This is a genomic window from Variovorax sp. 01N429, from assembly GCF_056399425.1.
Genome location: NZ_JBFTRG010000007.1, coordinates 177,079 through 200,186, shown reverse-complemented (window position 1 = coordinate 200,186; position 23,108 = coordinate 177,079). Strand labels below are relative to the sequence as shown.

The window sequence follows — 23,108 nt, the reverse complement described above, 5'->3', positions numbered from 1 at the left end:
TTCATGACAGGCGTGATGCCTCTCGCGCGGCGGCTGTTTTCGCGCAAGGTGGTGCTTGCCGCGGCGATCGTCCTGCTGTTGGTGGTCGGCGTCGCGGTGATCTACCCATGGCTCTCGGATGCGGATCCGGGCGCCATCGAGATCGGCGAGCGGCTGCGTGCGCCGTCGTGGACGCATTGGGCCGGCACCGACGAGCTCGGCCGCGACGTCATGCTGCGCATCGTGCATGGCGCGCGCTATTCGTTGCTGATCGGCTTCGTGACGGCTGCGGGGGCGGTGCTCTTCGGCACGCTGCTGGGCATGCTCGCCGGCTTCTTTCCCCGTCTCGACGCGCCGCTGATGCGCGTGGTCGACGCGATGATGTCCTTTCCCGACATCCTGCTGGGCATTGCATTGGTGTCGATTCTCGGCGTGTCGCTGTGGAATGTGATGCTGGCGCTGGTCATCGTCTATACGCCGCGTGTGGCGCGTGTGGTGCGTGCAACGACGCTGGTGCTGCGCGAACTGCTCTTCGTCGATGCGGCGCGTGCGCTCGGCGTGCGCACGCCGCGCATCCTGCGCAAGCACATCCTGCCCAACCTCATGTCGCCGATCCTCGTGCAGGTGACCTTCATCTTTGCCTATGCCATCCTCGCCGAAGCAGGGCTCTCGTTTCTCGGCGTTGGTGTGCCGCCCGATATTCCCACGTGGGGCACGATGATCGCCGGCAGTCTTGATTACGCCGACAAGGCTTTCTGGACCATCTTCTGCCCCGGCCTTGCGATCGTGCTGACGGCGCTGTCGCTGCAGATGCTGGGGGACGGCGTGCGCGATTTGCTCGATCCCAAGCTGAGGAAAGCGACATGAGCGCCGCCAACATATCTGAGACGCCGCGCCTCGAAGTGCGCGGGCTTTCCACCTCCTTTGCGACAGAAGCCGGGCGCATCCAGAGCGTGGCCGACGTGAGCTTCTCCATCAGGCCTGGCGAAACGCTGGCACTGGTGGGCGAGTCGGGCTCGGGCAAGTCGGTCACCAGCCTGACGCTGATGGGCCTGCACGCCAAGACCTCGCACGCACAGGTACAAGGCGAGGCCTGGTTCGTGCGGCGCGATGGATTGCGCGTCGACCTGCTTGCCATTCCTGAGGCCGACAAACGCGCATTGCGGGGCAACGAGCTGGGGATGATCTTCCAGGAGCCGATGACGAGCCTCAATCCGGTGCTGACCATCGGAGAGCAGATCGCCGAGTCGGTGCGGCTGCATCTGAAGCTCGATCGCAGCGCCGCCTTTGCGCACGCGCGGCGCATGCTCGAACTGGTGGAAATCCCCGCCGCGGGTCAGCGTGTCAACGAGTATCCGCATCAGCTCTCCGGCGGCATGCGCCAGCGCGTGATGATTGCGTTGGCCATGGCGTGCAATCCGACGCTGCTGATCGCCGATGAGCCCACGACAGCACTCGACGTGACCATCCAGGCGCAAATCCTCGCGCTGATGGGGCGCTTGCAGAAAGAAACGGGGATGAGCATGCTCTTCGTCACGCACAACCTCGGCGTCGTTGCGCAGTATGCCGATGCGGTGGCGGTGATGTACGCGGGGCGGATCGTCGAATCCGCGCCGGTGCACGATCTCTTCGCGCGGCCGGACCATCCCTATACGCGCGGATTGTTGGCGTGCTTGCCGGGCGTGGCGCGGCGGCGTGGTGTGCCTGGAGCCTCTGCGGGGCGGCGTCCGCAGTTGGTGGCGATTCCGGGGCAGGTCTCCAGCCCCTTCGCACCACCGCCCGGGTGTGCTTTTGCGCCGCGCTGCGCATTCCGCCAAGAGGCTTGCGATGCCCGCATGCCCCTGCTCGAATCGGCGGGCGGCCAGCGCATGGTTCGCTGCGTCGGATTCATCGAGGAGCAGGCCGCATGACGACCGCGACAAACGACAACCTGCTGGAGGTGCGCAACCTGCGCAAATACTTCGGCAAGGGCAGCCATCCCGTGCGCGCGGTCGATGACGTGAGCTTCAGCATCCGCAAGGGCGAGACGCTGGGACTGGTCGGCGAATCGGGCTCGGGCAAGAGCACCATCGGCCGCTTGCTGACTCGGCTCGTCGATCCGACAGGCGGGCAGATGCTCTACCAGCCGACGGGATCGGATGCGGCACCGCAGGATCTGGCGGGGATGTCGCAATCGCAGTTCAGGCCATTGCGCTCGAAGGTGCAGATCATCTTCCAGGACCCCTACGCGAGCCTCAATCCCCGCATGCGCATTCGCGACGTGCTGGCGGAAGCACTCGACACGCACGGGCTGGCCAAGGGCAGCGCACGCAAGGGGCGCATCGATCAACTGCTGCAGCAAGTGGGCTTGCGCCCCGAACATGCCGCACGCTTTCCGCACGAGTTCTCGGGCGGGCAGCGCCAGCGCATCGGTATTGCACGCGCTCTGGCGGTGGAACCGCAGTTCATCGTCGCCGACGAGCCGCTGTCCGCACTTGATGTGTCGATACAGGCGCAAGTGGTCAATCTGCTGGGCGAACTGAAGGAGCAACTCGGCCTCACGCTGCTCTTTATCTCGCACGACCTCGACGTCGTGGAGTACCTGTGCGACCGCGTGGTCGTGCTGTATCTCGGCCGGGTGATGGAGATCGCACCGACCGAGGCCCTTTATGCAAGTCCGCGGCATCCCTACACGCGTGCGCTGCTCGCAGCGGCGCCAATTCCTGATCCGGCGCAACGCCGGGTGGTGCCATTGCTGCAGGGCGATTTGCCGAGCCCTGCCAATCCGCCATCGGGCTGCGTCTTTCGCACGCGATGTCCGCTGGCGGAAGAGCGCTGCGCCGGTGCCGACATGCAATTGCGCGAAGTGCGGCCCGGACATTGGCACGCCTGCTGGCGCGACGACCTTTGAAGATGCCAGGAACAAACATGACAGAAGAACTGATCCTCGACCATCGAAGCAAGAGCTATCCGCTGCATGCCGCGCCCTGCCGCGCCGCTGACATCGGACAGAAGGGCTGGAACGTGCTGGCTGATGATCTGGCGTATCCGCTGGCAGTCATTCGCCGCTCGGCGCTCGCGCACAACATCGCCTGGATGCAGGACTACGCACGGCGCAAGGGCGTGACTCTCGCGCCGCACGGCAAGACCACCATGTCGCCCGAACTGTTCGCGCAACAACTTGCCGGAGGCGCCTGGGGACTGACCTTCGCCACCATCTACCAGCTTGCGGTCGGTGTCGAGGCCGGAGCGCGGCGCGCGATCATCGCCAACCAGGTCGTGTGCGATGCGGACCTCGACGGGCTGGAGATGCTGCTGGCCGGATACGGCGATCTGCGCGTCTGGTTCCTTGTCGATTCGATTGCGCAACTGTCGCTGATCGAAGACTGGGCGAAGCGCCGCCAGAGCAGGCGCCGCTTCGATGTCCTCGTGGAGATCGGGATTCCGGGCCAGCGCACTGGCTGCCGCACGCTCGAAGAAGCGCTTGCACTCGCCGAGGCCATCTCGCGATCGCCCGCTGCGCAGTTGGGTGGAATCGAATGCTACGAAGGCGGCCTTGCCCGCTGCGACAGCGAACACGACGCGCGCGAAGTCACGGCGCTGGTCGAGCGTGTGCTCGAAGTGGCCCGCCGCTGCGACGCACAGAACCTGTTCCATGAAGACACGATGCTGCTTACCGCAGGCGGCTCGGCGGTGTTCGACCTGGTGGTGCCGCTGCTTCGCGCGCAAGGCATGTCCCGGCCGGTGCAAGGCGTGTTGCGCTCCGGTTGCTATGTCACGCACGATGACGGCAACTACGCGCGCTTTCTGAAGCAGGTCGAGAAGCGCGAGGGCTTGGATAGCTCCTTGCGCGCCGCGCTTGAAGTGTGGGCCATCGTTCAATCGGTGCCGGAGCCCGGCTTGGCGCTCCTGACTTGCGGCCGGCGCGATATCTCCTATGACCTGGAGATGCCGATCCCCGTGCGCCATGCGCCGCGCGGGGCGCGAGTCGCGGCCGATGCGCCTGCAGGCTGGACAGTCAGCGCCCTCAACGATCAGCACGCCTACCTGCGCTTCGATCCGTCTGGCGCCGTACCGAAAGTAGGCGACCGGGTGGCGCTCGGCATCTCGCATCCTTGCACGACCTTCGACAAGTGGCGCTGGATGGCCCTCGTCGAAGACGACATGGCCGTCACGGGCGCCATCAGCACTCGGTTCTGAAGGCTGCACTGCAATGAACAATCCGTCCGCTCAACTGTTGCAACGCCTGCGCGAACGCATGGCCGAGTTGCCGGCTGCGCAGCGCAGTGTCGTGCAGTGCGTGCTCGAAGACCCTCGCGCCGCCGTCGCAGCGACTGTCGAGCAACTCGCGCAGCAGGCGGGTGTTTCGATGCCGACCATCGTACGGACCTGCCGCAGCTTCGGATTTGAATCGGTGCGCGAATTCATGCTCGCGCTGGCGCAGGACCTTGCCGTGACCGGCTCGTACCTGCACCGCAGTGTGCTGGCGGAAGACAGCGCGGGCGACGTTGCGAGCAAGATCATTCACGCGGCCGTTTCGTCGTTGACCGAACTCGGCCGGCGCATCGATGTCGACGTTCTCGATCAGGTCGCGACACGACTCGCCGCTGCGCGACGCATCGATTGCTACTCGGTTGGCGCGGCGTCCACGTTCATGGCGAGCGAACTGCAAAGCCGGCTCTTTCGTCTGGGCTGCACGTCGAACGCGATCTTCGACGCGCACCAGCAACTGGTGTCGGCAAGCACGTTAGGCCCGGACGGGGTCGCTTTCGTCATCTCGCACGTCGGGCGCATGCCCTACACCCTGGAGGCTGCGCGCTTCGCGCGTTCGCAGGGCGCTACGGTGGTCGCGCTGACGCAGCCTGGCACCCAACTGGCAGAGATCGCTGATTTCGTGCTTGCCGTGTCGGTGCCGCAGGATGCGGTGATGCGCGTGGGCACCGAGGCATACCTTGCGCATCTCGTGGTGATCGAAATACTGATGGTGCGGCTCGCGCAGAAGCTCGGTCCGGTCGCGACGCGCGGTCTGCAGCAATTCAAGCAGCTCCTTCACAAGCACGGCTTCGACAGCGCCGAGTATTCCGGCGCGACCGAGACCTTCGACGACGAGAGATGATGACGCAAGACATTGGCAAATCGACCTTGCTCAAGAGCGGGCAGATCGTCGACGGCAGCGACAGCCCAGGCTGGCTCGGCGATGTGCTGCTGGTCGGTGACCGCATCGCATCGGTTGCTCCCCCCGGGGAAACGCCTCCAGACTTGCTTGCGAGCTTGCGCGTGGGCGGCACTGTTGAAGAAATCGACTGCAGCGGCATGGTCATCGCGCCAGGGTTCATCGACGTGCACACGCATGACGATGCAGCCGCGATCGAGAAGGCCGACATGCTGCCCAAGCTCTCGCAGGGCGTGACGACGGTCATCGTCGGCAACTGCGGCATTTCGCTCGCGCCTGTTGTGACCGATGAACCTTTGGCGCCGCTGTCTCTGTTGGGGCGCGAGCAGTTCCGCCACGGCACGATGCATGAATACGCCGACGCAGTGAACGCTGCGCGTCCGGGCGTCAATGTCGCCGCATTGCTCGGGCACACGGCGCTGCGCATGCGTCACATGGCCTCGCTCGACCGACCGGCCAATGAGACTGAGCGCACTGCAATGGCAGCGAGCATGCAAGAGGCGATGGATGCGGGCGCCTTGGGGCTCTCGTCAGGCGTGTTCTACGCGGAAGCCTACGCCGCAGACGTCGATGAGCTTGTCGCGGTCGCCACGGTCGCTGCACGCAATGGCGGCGTCTACGCGACGCACATCCGCGACGAACTGGCAGGCATTCTTCCTGCGTTGCAAGAGGCGGCACTGACGGCGCGCCAGTCCGGCTTGCCGTTGGTCATCTCCCATCACAAGTGCGCCGGCCCTGACAACTGGGGACGCACGCGCGAGACGCTGCCGCTCATCGAGCAACTCGCGCTCGGCCAGGAGATCGGCATGGATGTGTATCCCTACACGGCGGGCTCCACCGTGTTGCGCGAAGACCTGGTCGACGGGATCATCGACGTGCTGATCACCGGCAGTGAATCGCATCCCGAGATGGGCGGGCGCTACCTGGCCGACATTGCTTCTCAGTGGGGCGTTTCGCAGAAAGAGGCTGCTGTGAGGCTCAAGCCTGGCAATGCTTGCTACTTCCAGATGCGTGAAGACGATGTGCAGCGCGTCATGCTGCATCCGCTCTCGATGATCGGCTCCGATGGCTTGCCGCATGACGAGAGGCCGCATCCGCGCCTGTGGGGTGCGTTCCCGCGCGTGCTTGCGAGCTATTGGCGAGAAAAGGGCTTGCTGCGGCTCGAACAGGCGATCCACAAGATGACCGGCATGTCGGCATCGCGCTTTCGCATCGGCGAGCGCGGCCTGCTGAAGGCGGGCTACATGGCGGATGTGGTGGTGTTCGATCCGCTGCGCATCAAGGATGGCGCGACATTCGAGCAGCCGCGCCAGTTCAGTGAAGGCATCGAGCGCGTGTGGGTCAACGGTATCTTGAGCTACACAGGAGTAGGGCGCGCGACAGGTGCGCGCGCGGGCCGCTTCGTCGCCCGTGCAAAGGCAGCTTGACGCCCCAGTGATGCCGCAGAGCTGACTTCGCCATCAGGGTTTGTCCTGCGGGGCATCGATTTCAATCATCATATGATAAGAATCGACAACGCCGGAAGGCTGGAGGGACGAACGCATGTCAGCCATCAATGCCGCCAACGAGACCGCTCGACCGGAACTGCTGGTGGTCGCTCCCTTGATGCCGTTTCTCATGGAGGCGCTGCGCCGTGACTACACAGTGCATGACCGCATCCATGTCAGCGACCCTGCCGCATTCGCCGGCATCGCGCCGCGCATTCGAGGCGTGGTCGCCAACGGCGAAGCGAAGGTGCCGCGCGAGCTGATCGCGCAACTGCCCGCACTCGAAGTCATTTCGGTTTTCGGCGTCGGCTACGACGGCGTGGATGTTGCCGCCGCCCACGAGCGGGGCGTGCCTGTGACGAATACGCCCGAGGTGCTGAACGATGACGTGGCCGATCTCGCCATCGGGTTGCTGCTCGCCGTTGCGCGTCGCATCCCTCAGGCAGATCGCTTCGTGCGTGCCAATGAATGGCCTGCCGGCCCCATTTCGCTCAGCCGCAAAGTGACGGGCAGCCGTCTTGGCGTTGTGGGCATGGGACGCATTGGCCAGGCGATCGCGCAGCGTGCGAGCGCCTTCAAGATGGAGATCGCCTACACCGCGCGTTCGCCTCGCGCCAATGTCGGCTACCCCTACTACCCCGACGCTGCCGCTCTGGCAGCGGCTGTTGATTTCCTGGTGGTGATCACGCCGGGCGGCGCAGGGACGCGAGGCATGATCGACGCGCGCGTTCTCGCGGCGCTGGGCCCCGAAGGCTATCTGATCAACGTTGCGCGCGGCAGCGTGGTCGACGAACCCGCATTGATCGAGGCACTGCGCAACAACGTGATTGCCGGCGCCGGGCTCGACGTCTTCGCGAACGAACCCAACGTGCCTGAAGCCTTGCGCAACATGCCCAACGTGGTGCTCACGCCGCACATCGGCAGCGCAACGAAGCAAACCCGCGAAGCCATGGGCAAGCTCACCTTCGACAACCTGCAAGCGCATTTCTCCGGTGCGCCGCTGCTGACGCCCGTGGACGCCTGAGGCAGCGAATGACCAAGAATACCCACGGCCGTACGCTGGACCTGCTGGGTGAGGCGATCGTCTCGCGCCGCTTTGCGATTGGTGCGCCGATGCCCGCCGAGCCGCTGCTGTGCGAGGAGTTCGGCGTCAGTCGCACGGTCGTGCGCGAAGCCGTGAAGTCCCTCGTTGCCAAGGGACTCATCGTGACCGGACCGAAGGTCGGCACGCGGGTGCTGCCCGACGACGAATGGAATTGGTTCGACCCCGACGTCATCACCTGGCAAGCCCGCGCGGGCCTCACGCCGGAGTTCCTGCGCGATCTTCAGGATCTGCGCCGCGTCGTCGAGCCTGCGGCCGTGCGGCTCGCTGCCGAGCGCGCAACGCCCGAAGATATCGAGGAGATCGAGATCGCCTATGCGGGCATGAAGGAAGCCGTGGAGTACGGCGGCGACTACGTGACCTTCGACTTGCGCTTTCATCACGGCTTGCTGCGCGCCGCACGCAATCGCATGCTCGCGCAGATGAGCAAGGCGCTGCATGCGTTGTTGCGCACCAGTTTCGAGATATCGACCATCAAGAAGGACGGCCCGGCGTTGTCGCTGCCGATGCATCGCGCCGTGCTCGACGCGGTCATCGCCCACAACCCCGCGCGCGCCGAGCGGGCCATCACCCGGCTGATCGAAGGCGCGCGCGAGGACATCGAAGAAGTTCTGCGCTCGCGACGCCGCCTGCCTCGGCTCGGTCGTCCACCACAGCGACTCAAGGCCACAGCCTGAGGCGCACCCGTTTCGCTTTCCAACCCGCGCTCGTGCATCGAGCAATCCCGTTCAAAGAAGGAGACAGCAGCATGAAGTTGAAGGCATTGATGATCCCCGCGCTGATGGCGATGGGCCTCGCGGTCGCCGGCCAGGCGTCGGCGCAGGAGACGCTCACCGTCTGGTGGGTCAAGGGCTTCTACAAGGCGGAAGACGAGGCGCTCTTCGCGGCCATCAAGAAGTTCGAGGAGAAGCACAAGGGGGTCAAGGTCGAGCTGTCCCAATATCCCGTGCAGGACATGATTCCGAAGACCGTGTCGGCCCTCGACTCGGGCAGCCCGCCCGATGTGGCCTATGCCGACGTCTATGACTTCCAGGTGACTGGCAAGTGGGCTTACGACAACAAGCTCGAAGACATCAGCAGCGTGCTCGCGCCCATGGTGAGCCGCTTTGCGCCCAACACGGTCGAGACCACGTTCCTTTACAACAACACGACGAAGTCGAAGGCCTACTACGCCTTCCCGATCAAACAGCAGACGATGCACATCAACTACTGGATCGACATGCTGGCCGATGCAGGCTTCAAGGAGTCGGACATTCCGACCACCTGGAAGGACTACTGGTCGTTCTGGTGCGAAAAGGTCCAGCCGGCGGTCCGCCAGAAGACGGGCAAGCGCCTCTTCGGCACCGGCATGCCCATGGGCGTTGATTCGAGTGATTCGTTCTACTCGTTCCTGACCTTCGCGGACGCCTACAACGTGAAGATGGTGAACGACAGCGGCAAGCTGCTGGTCGATGATCCTGCGGTGCGCACGGGCCTCATCAACGCCATGACCGATTACGTGGCGCCTTACCAGAAGGGCTGCACACCGCCATCGTCGACGAGCTGGAAGGACCCGGACAACAACGTCGCCTTCCACAACAAGACGACGGTGATGACGCACAACGCGACCATCTCGCTGCCGGCCAAGTGGCTCGACGACTCGAACAACGCGACGCTCACGCCTGAACAGCGCGAGGAAGCCAAGAAGAACTACTTCGAGCGCATCCGCACCGCCGGCTTTCCGACGAAGCCTGATGGCAGCAAGATGGTCTATCGCACTGCGGTGAAGACCGGCGTGGTGTTCAAGGACGGCAAGAACAAGCAGCGCGCGAAGGAGTTCGTGACTTTCCTGATGCAGGAAGAAAACCTCACGCCGTACGTCGAAGGCTCGCTCGGCCGTTGGTTCCCGGTGACCAAGGCGGGGCAGGCAAGCCCGTTCTGGCAGGCCGATTCGCATCGCAAGTCGGTCTACAACCAGTACGCTGCCGGCACGGTGACTTTCGAATTCACGAAGAACTACAAGTTCACCATCCTGAACAACGAAAACGTGTGGGCCAAGGCGATGAACCGCATCGTGAGTGACAAGGTGCCGGTGGACAAGGCGGTCGACGAGATGATCGAGCGCATCAAGACCGTCGCTCAATAATCAACACTGCAATACTGATCGGCGGTTGCCATGAGTTCCACTGCAACAAGCATCGTGACCAATGCTGCTGGCGCCGCCGCAACGCCTGCCTCGAAAACCGGGCGCTGGCAGTTCTGGGGGCGGATGATGGTCGTCCCCTACCTGCTGGTGTTCCTGGTCTTCGTTCTCTATCCGGTGTGCTATGGCCTGTGGCTGGCACGCCATCCGCAAAGCTACGAGCACCTGGTGGCCGATCCGATCTTCTTCAGGTCGGTCATCAACACCATCATCTTCCTGGTCGTCGCCATCAATCTCAAGATGGTGGTGGCGCTGGTGCTCTCGGGCTTCTTCGTGCAGTCGCGCTGGTGGATCAAGATTCTTTCGGGGATCTTCATCCTGCCGTGGGCCGTGCCGTCGATCCCGACCATTCTTTCGGTGCGGTTCATGCTCAACCCCGAGTGGGGCGTGATCAACACCACCATCTTTCGCCTGACGGGGCTCGACGGGCCCAACTGGCTGAACGACCCGACGCTGGCGCTCAGCTTCGCGATGCTGATGCATATCTGGAAGTCGCTGCCCTTCTGGACGCTGATCCTGGTCGCGGGGCGCCTTTCGATACCGACGGAGCAGTACGAGGCTGCATCGGTCGACGGCGCAACGTCGTGGCAGAAGTTCAAGTTCATCAGCTGGCCGGCGCTGCGCACGTTGTATGTCACGTCGCTGATCCTGTCGATGATCTGGACGCTGGGCGATTTCAACAGCGTCTATCTGCTGACTGGCGGAGGGCCCGCGGACTTGACGCACGTGCTTGCGACGCTGGGCATCCGGTATTTGCGGCTCGACCAGGTCGACTTGTCCATGGCATCGATCGTCGTCGCAATGCCCTTGGTACTGCCCCTTGTCTACTTCATGATGAAGAGGCTGTCGAAATGAACACTTGGAGGGCGAAATGAAACGCTGGACGCTCAAGTCCGTCGGCACCGAGGCCAAGCTCCTGCTGATCGGCATTCCCGTCCTTCTGTGGACGATCATTCCCATCTATCACATGGTGCTGTTCGCGATCTCGCCACGCGGCGAGGCCACGTCCGGGCACCTGTGGCCCAAGTCACCCACGCTGGACAACTTCAGCACCGTCTTTCATCAGAGGCACTTCTATCTGGACCACTTCTGGCTGCAGCTCGGCAATTCCGTGCTGATCGCCGTTGCGGTCGGCGCACTTACCCTGTTCGTCGCGACCACCTCGGCCTTCGCCATCAGCCGGTTGCGCGTCAAGGGAGGGCGCACGGTGATGAACATGGCGCTCTTCACGTACTTCATCCCTGCAGCCTTCCTCGCAGTGCCGATGTACAAGACGATGGGCAACTATGGGCTGCTCAACAGCCAGTGGTCGTTGATCCTCGCGATGGTGACCATCGCGTCGCCGTACTGCATCTGGGTGCTCAAGCAGGCTTCGGACAAGCTGCCGTATGAACTCGACGAAGCCGCGCGCATGGACGGCGCATCGCCCCTGCAGCTCTTCCGGATGGTGTACCTGCCGCTGATGGTGCCCTCGCTCGTCGCAGTTGGCACCTATGCACTGCTGCTGGCCTGGAACGAATACCTCTATGCCTTCTTGCTGCTGTCGAACGACCGGAGCGTGACGCTCGCGGTGGCGCTCGGCAACTTCCTTGCGGCCGATGATTCCCCTTGGGAACTACTGATGGCCACCGGCCTGATCTATGCGCTGCCTCCCGCTGCGATCTACTACACCTTCAAACGCTACATGGTCGGCGGCATTACCGCCGGTGCCGTCAAGAGCTAAGGGAAAGACAACAACATGGCTTCAGTCACTTTTCAGAACGTCCAAAAGTCATACGGCAAGACGCGGATCATCGAGCGGCTCGGTTTCGAGATCGAGGATGGGGAGTTCGTCGTGCTGGTCGGTCCGTCCGGCTGCGGCAAGTCGACGCTGCTGCGCATGCTTGCAGGGCTGGAAGACATCTCCGGTGGCGAGATCATGATCGACGGCCGGGTGGTTAACGAACTCGAATCGAAGGACCGCGACATCGCGATGGTGTTCCAGAGCTACGCGCTCTATCCGCACATGACCGTCGGCGAAAACATGGGCTTCAGCCTTCGGCTTCGCAATGCCGACAAGGGCGTGACAGAGAAACGCGTGGCGGATGCGGCGAAGATCCTCAACCTTGACAAACTGCTCGGACGCTACCCCCGAGAGCTGTCGGGCGGCCAGCGGCAACGCGTCGCCATGGGGCGCGCGATTGTGCGCGACCCGAAGGTGTTTCTCTTTGATGAGCCGTTGTCCAATCTCGACGCCAAGCTGCGCGTCGCGATGCGCGCCGAAATCAAGGCGCTGCATCAACGCCTGAAGACGACGACTGTGTACGTCACGCATGACCAGATCGAGGCGATGACGATGGCCGATCGCATCGTCGTCATGCACGACGGCGCGGTCGAGCAGATCGGCACGCCGCTCGAACTCTACGACCGGCCCGACAACCTCTTCGTCGCGCAGTTCATCGGATCACCGGCAATGAACGTGATCGAAGGAACCGTGAGGCGCAGCAACGGACACTGCGCCGTCGAGGCGCATGGTGCGATGTGGCCGGTGCCTGCGGGTGCTTTGGCGGCAGACGGGAAGGCCGTGCACTACGGCGTTCGGCCGGGAGACATGACGCTGTCGGATGTTTCAAACGGCGTGCCGGCGAAGGTGGTCGTCGTGGAGCCGACCGGTGCGGAGACTGAGTTGCTTGTTGAAGTGGGTGAAGCGAAGATCACGCTCGCCATTCATGGGCGGGTGGATGCCGAGCCTGATCAGATGGTCGGGCTCGTGATTGCGAGCGAGAGCGTGCATCTGTTTGACCGGGAGAGCGGGAAGCGGTTGGGGTGAAGGCCTCTCCGGTGGTGCCTGGACGGCAGTCTCATTGAAAAAGGGCGCCTTGGCGCCCTTTTCTGATGAATGGTCGAACTCAGCGACCGGATGAGCGGYCACCGCCGTAGCCGCCGCCACCGCCGTACCCGCCGCCGGAGCGACCACCGCCGCCGCCGCCTGAACGGCCGCCACCGGAACGGTTGCCGCCGTAGCCGCCACCGCCGCCGCCGCCGCCACGGCGGCCGCGGCCGCCAAGGCTGTCGACGCTGGTGCGCAACGGATCAGGCTGGCCTGCGGCACCGCCGACTGCTTCTGCACGCAGGTGCGCGACCGCATCCGCTTGCGTTGGGCTGTGGCTGTTGCCGTGATGGCGCGGCTGGCGTTCCTCGTGATGATCGTGCGCGTGATGGTGCGTCGGCGCGTGGTGCGGCGCGCGCGCCGGTCCTTGCGGCCCACGTGCCGGACCTTGGCCGCGGCCGCCCTGGCCACGAGCGCCTTGACCTTGCCCACCGCCGTTGCGCCCGGCAGGAGCGCCCTGGCCTTGGCCGTTACCAGCGCCGCGGCGCTGACCACCGCCAATGCCGCCGCCGTTGCCGCTACCAGCGCGTTCGCCTTGTCCGCCCTTGTTCTCGCGGATGCGTTGCATCATTTCCTGGCGCGCCGCCTTGGCCGCGGCCTGCATCACTTCACGGCTCGGCGGGCGACCGGCGCCGCCCCAGATCGTCTGACGTCCCATCGCGATCGGCTCGGCGCGCTCGCCTTCTTCAGGGCCGAAACCTTCGATCGGCTTGACCGGAATCTGCTGCTTCGTGAAGCGCTCGATTTCCTGCATGAAACCTTCTTCATCGAGGCAGACCAGGCTCACAGCCTCGCCGCTCGCCCCCGCGCGGCCGGTGCGGCCGATGCGGTGGACGTAGTCTTCGCTGACGTTGGGGATTTCGTAGTTGACGACGTGCGGCAGCTCGTCGATGTCGATGCCGCGCGCCGCGATGTCGGTCGCGACCAAGGCGCGGATCTCGCCGCTCTTGAAGCCGGCGAGTGCCTGGGTGCGTGCGCTCTGGCTCTTGTTGCCGTGCAACGCCATCGCCTGGATGCCGTTCTTGGTCAGGAACTCAGCCACACTGTTGGCGCCGAACTTGGTGCGTGTGAATACGAGCACCTGGCTCCAGTTGTGCTCGTTGATGATGTGCGCGAGGATCGCCTTCTTCTTCGTGCGGCCCACTGGGTGGATCACTTGGGTGATGCGCTGCACGGTCGTGTTGCGCGGCGTGACCTGGATGCTCTGCGGATTCTTCAGCAGCGTTGCGGCGAGGTCGCGGATCTCGTCGCTGAAAGTGGCCGAGAAGAGCAGGCTTTGCTTTTCCTTGGGCACCAGAGCGAGGATTTTCTTGACGTCGTGGATGAAGCCCATGTCGAGCATGCGATCGGCTTCGTCGAGCACCAGCATCTGCACGGTCGAGAGATCAAGCATGCCTTGCTGCTGCAGGTCGAGCAGGCGGCCGGGCGTTGCGACCAGAATGTCGACACCGCTCTTGAGCTTGCTGATCTGCGGGTTCATGCCGACGCCGCCGAAGATCACGGTCGAGCTGAGCTGAAGGTACTTGCCGTAGGTGCGAACGGACTCTTCGACCTGCGCTGCGAGTTCACGCGTGGGTGTCAGCACGAGGGCGCGGATGCCTGTGCCGCCGAACTTGTTGGTGGCGCTGCGGCTCATGGTGAGCTTGTGCAGCAGGGGGAGGGTGAAGGCAGCGGTCTTGCCGGTGCCGGTCTGGGCGCCGCCCAGAAGGTCATGGCCGTCGAGGACGGCGGGAATCGCTTGCGCCTGGATCGGCGTGGGATTTTCGTAGCCTTGCTCATGCACGGCTTTCAAGATGGCCGGGGCCAGCTTCAGTTCATCAAAGTTCATTGAGTTCAATAAGCGCCCTACACGGCGCAGTGGTATCCGCCCGCTCGGTCGTCACGTTGACGTCGAGCCAGTAAAGGCGGATGAAGGTCAGGAGTGGGAGCCTGAAAGCCCGCCCTTTGTCGAGGGAATGGCCTTCTTCGTCCCCGGCGGAGAGCCGGTGTTGCGGGCAACTGGACCCGGCAACAGACGCGATTGTCGCATGAGTCGATAATCGATGTTCGGCGCGCCGTTTCTCGGTGAACGCAATCCCTCCCACCTTCTGAAATGCAAGCAATCTGATGGCCCAGTACGTCTACACAATGAACAAGGTCAGCAAGACCGTGCCGCCCAAGCGGCAGATCTTGAAGGACATCTCGCTTTCGTTTTTTCCCGGCGCAAAGATCGGCGTGCTGGGCCTGAACGGCTCTGGCAAGTCTTCCCTGCTGAAGATCATGGCCGGCATAGACAAGGAAATCGAGGGCGAAGCCCTGCCGATGCCCGGTCTCACCATCGGCTACCTCGAACAGGAACCCAAGCTCAATCCGGCGCACAGCGTGCGCGAATCGGTCGAGGAAGCCATGGGCGCGGTCTATGCCGCCAAGGCGCGCCTCGAAGAGGTGTACGTGGCCTATGGTGCCGAAGATGCCGACTTCGACGCACTTGCGGCTGAACAGGCTGAGTTGGAAGCCATCATCGCCACCGCCGGCACCGACTCGGAGCACCAGCTCGAAATCGCTGCCGATGCGCTGCGACTGCCGCCATGGGACGCCAACATCGGCGTGCTGTCGGGCGGCGAAAAGCGCCGGGTCGCGCTGTGCCGCCTGCTGCTGAGCAAGCCCGACATGCTGCTGCTCGATGAACCGACCAACCACCTGGACGCCGAATCTGTCGAGTGGCTCGAAGTGTTCCTGCAGCGTTTTCCGGGCACCGTGGTGGCCATTACCCACGATCGCTACTTCCTCGACAACGCCGCCGAATGGATTCTCGAACTCGACCGTGGCCGCGGCATTCCATGGAAGGGCAACTACAGTACTTGGCTCGAGCAGAAGGGCGAACGCCTGGCGCAGGAGCAGAAGAGCGAAGAAGCCCACGCCAAGGCCCTGAAAAAGGAACTCGAGTGGTCGCGCCAGAACCCCAAGGCGCGGCAGGCCAAGAGCAAGTCCCGCCTTGCCCGGTTCGAGGAACTGAGCGACTTCGAATACCAGAAGCGCAACGAAACGCAGGAAATCTTCATTCCTGTGGCGGAGCGTCTGGGCAATCAGGTGATCGAGTTCAAGAACGTCACCAAATCCTTTGGCGATCGGGTGCTGATCGACAACCTGAGCTTCGAAATTCCCGCCGGCGCGATCGTCGGCATCATCGGCCCGAACGGCGCCGGCAAGTCGACGCTCTTCAAGCTCATCGCCGGCAAGGAAAAGCCGGACGCGGGCGAGGTGGTCATCGGGCAGACCGTCAAGATGGCGTTCGTCGACCAGAACCGCGATGCACTCGGGAACGAGAAGACCGTTTGGGAAGACATCTCGAACGGCCTGGACATCATCAACGTCGGCAAGTTCCAGATGCCGAGCCGTGCGTATGCGGGGCGCTTCAACTTCAACGGTGCGGACCAGCAGAAGAAGGTTGGCACGCTTTCCGGCGGTGAACGCGGGCGGCTGCACCTGGCCAAGACGCTCATCGCGGGCGGCAACGTGCTGATGCTGGACGAACCGTCGAACGACTTGGACGTCGAAACGCTTCGCGCGCTGGAAGACGCGCTGCTCGAATTCGCGGGCTCGGTGCTGGTGATCAGCCACGATCGCTGGTTCCTCGACCGCATCGCGACGCACATCCTGGCCGCTGAAGGCGATAGCCAGTGGACTTTCTTCAACGGCAACTATCAGGAATACGAAGCCGACAAGAAAAAGCGACTCGGCGAAGAGGGTGCCAAGCCGCACCGGATGCGCTTCAAGGCGCTCAAGTAGTAGAGTCTTGGCGTCGGCGGTGCCGGTCGGCACCGCGGTTTCAATCGCATTTCCAGCTTGGCGTGATAAGCGCCGAGGAGGTGGACATGAACTTGACGACGCGATGCTTCGTGATGGCGTGCGCCCTCCTGGCTGGGTGTGGAGGCGGCGGTGGGGGCGGGGGCTTTTCGCCCGGGGCCCTTGGCGTCGCTGCCGGCCCCTCGGCGGCGCCTTCGACAGGGGCGCCTGCGCCTGGTGGCAGCGCAACGCCGGCCCCTTCGACGCCTTCCACCAGCGGCGCCCCGCCTGGCCCCGCGAACCCCTCGACTCCTGCCACCGCGCCGCCATCGTCACCGATGGTCGTAAAGGTCGTCGAACTCGCAACCGATCTCGACACTCCTTGGAGCCTCGCGTTCCTGCCTGACGGCCGCATGCTGATCACGCAACGCGGCGGGCAGTTGAGGCTGCGCAACGCGGACGGCACGCCGGCCAATGGCGGAGCCGATCGGATCAGTGGCGTTCCGGCCGTCGCGGCAGTGGGGCAGGGTGGATTGCTCGACGTGGTGCTCGATCCGGCGTTTGCAAGCAATCGGCGGATTTACTTCAGCTTCTCGGAGCGCGACGGGGCCGATCCGAACCTCAATGGCACCGCCGTCGCGCGGGCCGAACTGGACACGGAGCACCTGAGCCTCGGCAATCTCGTCGTCATCTATCGCCAGTCGCCCAAAGTGGACAGCACTGCGCACTTCGGCTCGCGTCTCGCCTTCGATCGGAACGGCTATCTTTTCGTGACGATGGGTGAGCGGGAACTCGATACGCAACGTGGATTTGCGCAGGATCTCTCACGCGGCAACGGCAAGGTTGTGCGAATCACCACCGATGGCGCGCCGGCGCCGGGCAATCCGTTCCTGGTGACGCCCGGTGCCCAGCCCCATATCTGGAGCTATGGGCACCGCAATCCGCAGGGCGCTGCGCTGCATCCCGTGACGGGCGACCTCTGGACCAGCGAGCACGGTCCGCAAGGCGGCGATGAAGTCAACCTGACGCTGGCGGGCCGGAACTACGGATGGCCCATCATCAGCTATGGCCAGGAGTACGGCACCTTGACCCAAGTGGGCGAGGGGACCGCCAAAGCGGGCATGGAGCAGCCATTGACCTACTGGGAAGAAATCGATGGCTCCACCTGGACACCGGGAACGCAGAAGTCGTCGATCGCCCCCAGCGGAATGGCCTTCTATACCGCCGACGCTCTTCCGGACTGGAAGGGCAATCTCTTCATCGGCGCGCTGGCCGGCACCGCGTTATGGCGCCTCACCCTCAATGGCAACACGGTTGTGTCACGCGAACGCTTGCTTGCCGACCGCGGCGAGCGTATTCGCGACGTCCGGCAAGGCCCGGACGGATGGCTTTATCTGCTGACCGACAGCACCAGCGGCAAGCTGCTGCGACTGCAGCGTTAGCGAAGGATCGAGGGGCCTTCAGGCGGAGCCGGGCTCAGGCCACGCGTCCGGGTCTTCGTCGACCTGCGCACGCGCCAGGATGCGTTTGCGCACGGCGTAGATGTTGTTCCGCAGCGCATACAGCTCATCCGCATACGACAGCGGAACAGCCACCTGGTTGACGCGGCGGTCCAGCGCATCGAGTTCCTTCAGAAGTGCGTCCGCATCGCCGCTCTGCGACTCGAGCCTGGCTTCCACATCGCGCAATCTCGCATACCAGCGAAACACACGCCGACGCACGCGAAACTGATAGAGCGGCGGCACGATGCGGCTCAAGGGCAGCATCAGCACCAGCAAGCCGCCGAGCACCAGCCACATCCGTTCGACGAGGTTGCTCGCCCAGAAAGGGAGATACCGTTGCCAGAAAGGCGGGGTGCCGTTGATGGCGCGATCGCCTTCGGGGCTCACCGGCAGTTCGCTGGTGCGGGTGTTCGGAAAATCGCGCGCGCGGTTGAACCAGCCCGATCCGCCATGCAGCGTTTGCGCACTCTGCGCGAAAAGCTGCCGGATGGCGGGGTGCGTCTCCTCGCGCGACAGCAACGACGTCGTTGCGGCAAGCAGCGAAATGTCGTGCGACGGCAGATCGGCGGCCAGGTCGACCACGCCGCGCGGCAGCGTCACCGGCTGAAGAAAAGGAAAGCGGCGCGAATAGGCATCGCTCTGGGCAAAGTCCATCAACTGGATGTCGGGCGCGCGCAGCAGCCGCTGCACGAGCGGCGATTGCGGCGCCGATGCCAGCACGATGACGTCGAGCAGGCCGGCCTGCAGCGCCTCCGTGGCCGGCGTCTGCTCCAAGTTGGACAACTCGAGCTTGGCCGGGTCCATGTGATTGGCGCGGAACATCCTGTCCATGATCTCCGGCACGCCGCTCCCCGGCTTGTCGACGTTGATGCGCAGATCCTGGAACTGGGTGAGCGACGTCAGGGTTGCCGTCTTGCGATCGATGCCGCGTGCCGCGTCGGTGCGATAGAAGAACCAAAGTGGCTCGAAGAACAGGCTTCCGAGCGAGGTCAGGCCGGCCTCCTCGTCCTTCACCGGGTCGGCGCTGCCGCCACGGACGAAAGCCACGTCGGCTTCACCGCTGCGAAGCAGTTGCAGATTGTCGAAGGAGCCGTCGGTCGGCTTCTGCACCACCTCGATGCCATTGGTCTTGAGTGCCGCCGCATACCGCTTGCCGAACCCGGCGTAGGCGCTGCCGGATGGCCCAGTTGCAAGCGTCACAGTCTTCGGCGGTTGCGGCTGAAGCCACCAATACGCCGCGACCAGCAGGCCAATGACGAGGAAGACGACCGGTCCGGCCGACGCGAGCAGGTCGCGGATGGAGAGGAGGAAGAGTCGAATGGGTTGGGGCATGCGCGGGCGTGGGAGAGACTCGGGACGGGGGCGTGCCATTTGCGGCAGCGGCATTTTCAGTTGATTCGGGCCGGTGCTGGTTACAAAGCGCTTGCACAGGCATGTCCGGCATAGGGCTTCGGTTCGATCAGTCGGCCATCGCCTCATCCGCATGGATGATTGATGGAAAAGCAGGCGGCACGTCCAATACGTGCACCATGAATCACCTCCAGACTCGTTTGCTTTTTGCGGGCAGGATGCTCACGGCAGTCCTTGGGATCTCGCTGCTCTTGCTGATCGTCGGGCGCGAACTGTTTCCGATCATTTCACCGGCGAAGTTCCTTCTATGTGCAGGGGTGGGCGCGCTGCTGCTGATCGCGGTGGTTCATTTCCAGCCTGGCACGCGCGGCTGCAGAAACTTGCTTCAACCCAGGTCCGCAGCGCAAGGAAAGTGATGCTCTCCGATGCGCACGGCGTGTGCCGCTCGCACAGCGCGCACCGTCGCTAGCGCCACGACTTCGGCCGCCATCGCGCTCAACACTGTCATGCCCGGCGCGTCGCCCTCCAGCGGCACGCGCCCCGTCGCAAGCGCGAACAAGGTGTCGCCGTCACTCATCGTGTGTACCGGGTTGATGGCGCGTGCGAGGCCGTCGTGCGCCACGGTGGCGAGCCTGTTGGCCTGCACCTTCGTAAGCGCGGCATCGGTCGCGATGACGCCCAGCGTGGTGTTGGTGCCCGCGAGCAGCGGCTTGGGAAATTCGCCGCGAAGCAGGGCGCGACGCGTGTCGAGGAGTGCAGTGCCGTCTTCGGTGCGCGCTCCGGCCACCACTTGCGCTGTATCGGGGTCGATCACATCACCGAGTGCGTTGCAGGCGATCAGCGCGCCGACAGTGACTCCGTTGACCGTGACCGAGGCGGTGCCGACGCCGCCTTTCATCGCGCGATGTATGCCAAACAGCTTGCCGACGAGCGCTCCGCTGCCGGCACCGACGTTGCCCTCCGCAGGCGCTGCGGCGGAGGCCGCTTCGCACGCCGCGTAACCCGCGGCCGCGTCGGGCCGGATGCGCGCGTCGCCGACGGGAAGGTCGAACAGCACCGCGGCAGGCACGATCGGCAGCGTGCCGTAGCGCACGTCGAGCCCCACGCCACGCTCTTCGAGCCAGCGCATCGCACCGTCTGCGGCGGCCAGCCCCCAGGCGCTGCCGCCGGCGAGCATCACGGCATGAATCTGCTGAACGAGGTTGCCAGGCGCGAGCAGGTCCGTCTCGCGGGTTCCGGGCGCGGCGCCACGCACGTCAACGCCGGCGACCGCGCCGTCGCGCGCAAGAATGACCGTGCAGCCTGTCGGCCGGCGTGGATCGGTGAAATGGCCGACTTCGATGCCGGCGACATCGGTGATGGCGCCCGCGCCGGGCGCCGATGAGGTAGGGAAATCGCGCATCGGACGATTATGGTTGCTCATTGCCTGTTTGGCAGGCAACTCAGCCAGGAGCCGCATGGGGCGGTCGTTTGCGGATGGCAGTCCTTGCTCAACCCACAACGTTATCCACAGAAGTTCGGCGTAACTTGCCGCGATTTCCGCGAAATGCCACCATCCGGACATTGAAGTCACTCGAGGCCGACCCGTGGTCAACCCAACAAAGATTGCCGGACAGGGGCTGCGCATCGGCGACGCTGCCGCCCAGAGCGGCGTGAGCGCCGCCAACATCCGCTACTACGAAAAAGAAGGGCTCATCGAGCCCCAGGCGCGCAGCGACAACAGCTATCGCATCTACGGCGACGCCGATGTGCATCGCTTACGCTTTATCCGGCTGTGCCGCGCGATGGACATGTCGCTCGACGAAGTGCGCACCTTGCTTGCGCTCGACTTGCGCAGCAAGGCCGATTGCGAGGCCGCCTGCGTGGCGCTCGATGCGCATCTCGGCCACGTGCGCGAACGCCTGCGCGAGTTGCGCACGCTCGAAAAAGACCTGATTGCGTTGCGCGACTGCTGCGACGGCACCGATGCGCAATGCCACATCATCGAAACCCTGCATGCGCGAGCGGATCGGCAGCCGGCCGATGCGCCGCGTACTCGCACTGCCCGTCACGTGTAGTGCCGCACAGGGCTTGGCGGGCCTAGCGATTCCGGGCCGGTAGCGGCATGCCGTGCTCGCTCATCACGTCGCGAAGAATGGCCGGATCGTCGGTGATGATCCCGTCCACGCCCCAATCCATCAGCCGCGCCATGTCTGCGCGTTCGTTCACAGTCCACGGCAGCACCTGGAGGCCCAGCCCATGCGCTTCTTTCACGAGGGCGGCGGTGAGGCTGTTGAACGCGGGCGACCAGATCACTGGCCCCTTGGCGTCGCCGGCCGCCGCTTTCACCAGGCGAGGAACAGAGCCGAAGTCTTCGACCCGCAGGCCCGCGGTCCAGCGGCTGTCCTTGAGCGTGCTTGCGCTCGTGAGGTAGGCGCGCGGCATCTGTGGTGCCTGCTCGGCGACCAGCGCGAGCGTGCGCCAGTCGAAGCTCTGGATTGTCACGCGCTGCGCCATCCCTGCCTTGTCGATCTCGGCGAGCAAGGCGCGCACCATGCGGTCAGGCGGTGCGGTTTCTTCAGGGTGCGTCGGATCGACCTTGGTCTCGATGTTGAAGCGGATCTGGTCCGCTCCCATTTTCTGGACGCGCTCGAACAACGCGGCGAGTGTCGGAATGCGTTCGCTGTCGCGCGGCAGTTGCTTGCGGAAGAGCTTGGCGTAGTTGCTGTCAGGATTGATAAGCCCTACGTTGTAGGTCTGCAATTGCGCCAGCGTCAGCGTGCGCAAAGGCGGACCCTTCGAAGCGAGAAAGCGGCCTTGCACGTCTCGCGTGTGATCGGGGTTGAGCGCCACGTCGTGCGAGATCACGACAACGTCGTCAGCGGTAAGTCCGATGTCCAGTTCAAGCGTGTTTACGCCCAATGCGATCGCATTCAGGAAAGCGGAAAGCGTGTTCTCCGGCGCGAGCGCGCGTCCACCCCGGTGCGCCTGGAGGTCGATGGGCGGCTTCGCCTCTTGCGTGGTCGACGCGCAACCAGCAAGCAAAGAGCCCGCAACAAGCCACGGCAGGCAAGTTCGGACAAGTAGGTGCAGCGAGTCGATCATGCGATCTCCGTTGTCATTTGAGTTGCACGGTGATGCCGTCGTCCTGCACGGTGATGTCACCGATCTCGTAGGTCTTGCGCCCGACGGTCAGTTCCTCTGCGGTGAAGGTGCGCAACGGCTGGTCGCGCAGCAGTTCCTGGGCAACGACAGCGCCGATACGCTGAAGCCGCTCGGCATCGCGTCCGGTCACGCCCTGCAGTTCGATCCGATCGGCCTGCGGATTGTCCAGGCGCAATGCGCGCGCAGGTGCGTCGTACTTGAGTCCGCTGCTGACGGTGACGATGCCTTCGACCGTCGAAGGCCGCAGCAGAGGGCTGTTGATCATGAGCAGGGCCGTGATCGCAGCGCGATTTTCGCGGGCATCGAGGCCCAGTCGAGGATCACGCAAGCTGACGGTGAAGATCTCCGCATAGTGCTTCTGCACTGGAAAACGCTTGGCGATCTGCGCCTGGAGTTCGTCGCGGCTCGCGGTGTATTCGCTGGTGAAGAAGTTGAAGCCGGCCATCGCGGGGAAAGCGGCCGGAAAGGCGGCGGCGCCCAGCAGCGCCTGCAGCAAGAGACGTCGGGAACGGAGGGGAGAGCGGTTGCGCATACCGCTCCGAGCTTGCCATAACCGGCGGGTTCCCCGCCGTCCTT

General features: G+C 64.2%; 21 protein-coding genes. 16 read left to right on the top strand and 5 right to left on the bottom strand.

Going from position 1 to position 23,108, the window contains the following annotated elements:
• Nucleotides 1-15: 15 nt before the first annotated feature.
• The 12 genes from AC1DSF_RS14975 to AC1DSF_RS14920 all read left to right on the top strand — a co-directional run bounded on the left by AC1DSF_RS14975 (nt 16) and on the right by AC1DSF_RS14920 (nt 12,711).
• Nucleotides 16-846 (top strand): ABC transporter permease, encoded by an 831-nt coding sequence (locus tag AC1DSF_RS14975; protein WP_478127087.1) that lies wholly within the window; start codon nt 16-18, stop codon nt 844-846.
• On the top strand, nt 843-1,889 hold the full coding sequence (locus AC1DSF_RS14970) for an ABC transporter ATP-binding protein (protein ID WP_478183037.1): 1,047 nt from the start codon (nt 843-845) through the stop codon (nt 1,887-1,889). The genes AC1DSF_RS14975 and AC1DSF_RS14970 overlap by 4 nt, the downstream gene beginning before the upstream one ends.
• Entirely contained in the window at nt 1,886-2,869 is a 984-nt protein-coding gene (locus AC1DSF_RS14965) for an ABC transporter ATP-binding protein (RefSeq protein WP_478183036.1), read from the top strand. The genes AC1DSF_RS14970 and AC1DSF_RS14965 overlap by 4 nt, the downstream gene beginning before the upstream one ends.
• Before the next feature lie 17 nt (nt 2,870-2,886).
• The gene (locus AC1DSF_RS14960) at nt 2,887-4,158 is read left to right on the top strand and encodes an amino acid deaminase (protein WP_478183035.1); all 1,272 of its coding nucleotides are present in this window, start codon (nt 2,887-2,889) and stop codon (nt 4,156-4,158) included.
• 13 nt (nt 4,159-4,171) lie between these two features.
• A complete protein-coding gene (locus tag AC1DSF_RS14955) occupies nt 4,172-5,074 on the top strand; it encodes a MurR/RpiR family transcriptional regulator (protein WP_478183034.1) in 903 nt (300 codons plus the stop codon).
• Complete coding sequence (locus AC1DSF_RS14950; RefSeq protein WP_478183033.1) at nt 5,074-6,558, top strand: N-acyl-D-amino-acid deacylase family protein; 1,485 nt, start codon at nt 5,074-5,076, stop codon at nt 6,556-6,558. Before AC1DSF_RS14955 ends, AC1DSF_RS14950 begins: the two co-directional genes overlap by 1 nt.
• Before the next feature lie 115 nt (nt 6,559-6,673).
• Nucleotides 6,674-7,642, top strand: a complete 969-nt coding sequence (locus AC1DSF_RS14945; protein WP_478183032.1) for a 2-hydroxyacid dehydrogenase — start codon at nt 6,674-6,676, stop codon at nt 7,640-7,642.
• A gap of 8 nt (nt 7,643-7,650) precedes the next feature.
• Entirely contained in the window at nt 7,651-8,397 is a 747-nt protein-coding gene (locus AC1DSF_RS14940) for a FadR/GntR family transcriptional regulator (protein WP_478126958.1), read from the top strand.
• A gap of 71 nt (nt 8,398-8,468) precedes the next feature.
• Entirely contained in the window at nt 8,469-9,845 is a 1,377-nt protein-coding gene (locus tag AC1DSF_RS14935; RefSeq protein ID WP_478126957.1) for an ABC transporter substrate-binding protein, read from the top strand.
• 30 nt (nt 9,846-9,875) lie between these two features.
• Nucleotides 9,876-10,757, top strand: coding sequence for a carbohydrate ABC transporter permease (locus tag AC1DSF_RS14930; protein ID WP_478126956.1), 882 nt, complete (start codon nt 9,876-9,878; stop codon nt 10,755-10,757).
• Between the two features lie 16 nt (nt 10,758-10,773).
• Nucleotides 10,774-11,625, top strand: coding sequence for a carbohydrate ABC transporter permease (locus tag AC1DSF_RS14925; protein WP_478126955.1), 852 nt, complete (start codon nt 10,774-10,776; stop codon nt 11,623-11,625).
• Nucleotides 11,626-11,640: 15 nt separating this feature from the next.
• Nucleotides 11,641-12,711: an ABC transporter ATP-binding protein gene (locus AC1DSF_RS14920; RefSeq protein WP_478183031.1), complete on the top strand. Its 1,071-nt coding sequence runs from the start codon at nt 11,641-11,643 to the stop codon at nt 12,709-12,711.
• Between the two features lie 79 nt (nt 12,712-12,790).
• Here the strand turns inward: AC1DSF_RS14920 and AC1DSF_RS14915 are convergent, their stop codons facing one another.
• Nucleotides 12,791-14,599, bottom strand: a complete 1,809-nt coding sequence (locus tag AC1DSF_RS14915) for a DEAD/DEAH box helicase (protein ID WP_478183030.1) — start codon at nt 14,597-14,599, stop codon at nt 12,791-12,793.
• A gap of 278 nt (nt 14,600-14,877) precedes the next feature.
• Here AC1DSF_RS14915 and ettA point away from each other — a divergent pair, with 278 nt between their 5' ends.
• Both ettA and AC1DSF_RS14905 read left to right on the top strand, forming a co-directional pair.
• On the top strand, nt 14,878-16,539 hold the full coding sequence (ettA, locus tag AC1DSF_RS14910) for an energy-dependent translational throttle protein EttA (protein WP_478126952.1): 1,662 nt from the start codon (nt 14,878-14,880) through the stop codon (nt 16,537-16,539).
• An 86-nt stretch (nt 16,540-16,625) separates the two neighbouring features.
• Nucleotides 16,626-17,978, top strand: coding sequence for a PQQ-dependent sugar dehydrogenase (locus tag AC1DSF_RS14905; protein WP_478183029.1), 1,353 nt, complete (start codon nt 16,626-16,628; stop codon nt 17,976-17,978).
• Nucleotides 17,979-17,996: 18 nt separating this feature from the next.
• On the opposite strand, the gene AC1DSF_RS14900 is transcribed toward AC1DSF_RS14905, so the two are convergent.
• On the bottom strand, nt 17,997-19,370 hold the full coding sequence (locus AC1DSF_RS14900) for a TAXI family TRAP transporter solute-binding subunit (protein WP_478126950.1): 1,374 nt from the start codon (nt 19,368-19,370) through the stop codon (nt 17,997-17,999).
• A gap of 32 nt (nt 19,371-19,402) precedes the next feature.
• Between AC1DSF_RS14900 and AC1DSF_RS14895 the strand changes: the two genes are divergently transcribed.
• Complete coding sequence (locus AC1DSF_RS14895; protein WP_478183028.1) at nt 19,403-19,804, top strand: hypothetical protein; 402 nt, start codon at nt 19,403-19,405, stop codon at nt 19,802-19,804.
• Here the strand turns inward: AC1DSF_RS14895 and AC1DSF_RS14890 are convergent.
• A complete protein-coding gene (locus AC1DSF_RS14890) occupies nt 19,774-20,790 on the bottom strand; it encodes a P1 family peptidase (protein WP_478183027.1) in 1,017 nt (338 codons plus the stop codon). The genes AC1DSF_RS14895 and AC1DSF_RS14890 overlap by 31 nt on opposite strands.
• Before the next feature lie 184 nt (nt 20,791-20,974).
• Between AC1DSF_RS14890 and AC1DSF_RS14885 the strand changes: the two genes are divergently transcribed.
• Nucleotides 20,975-21,445, top strand: coding sequence for a Cd(II)/Pb(II)-responsive transcriptional regulator (locus AC1DSF_RS14885; RefSeq protein WP_478126948.1), 471 nt, complete (start codon nt 20,975-20,977; stop codon nt 21,443-21,445).
• 22 nt (nt 21,446-21,467) lie between these two features.
• Here AC1DSF_RS14885 and AC1DSF_RS14880 read toward each other — a convergent pair whose 3' ends face one another.
• Together AC1DSF_RS14880 and AC1DSF_RS14875 are read right to left on the bottom strand one after the other, a co-directional pair.
• Nucleotides 21,468-22,472, bottom strand: a complete 1,005-nt coding sequence (locus AC1DSF_RS14880; protein ID WP_478126947.1) for a glycerophosphodiester phosphodiesterase — start codon at nt 22,470-22,472, stop codon at nt 21,468-21,470.
• Nucleotides 22,473-22,485: 13 nt separating this feature from the next.
• Nucleotides 22,486-23,064, bottom strand: a complete 579-nt coding sequence (locus AC1DSF_RS14875) for a DUF1439 domain-containing protein (protein WP_478126946.1) — start codon at nt 23,062-23,064, stop codon at nt 22,486-22,488.
• Nucleotides 23,065-23,108 lie beyond the last annotated feature (44 nt).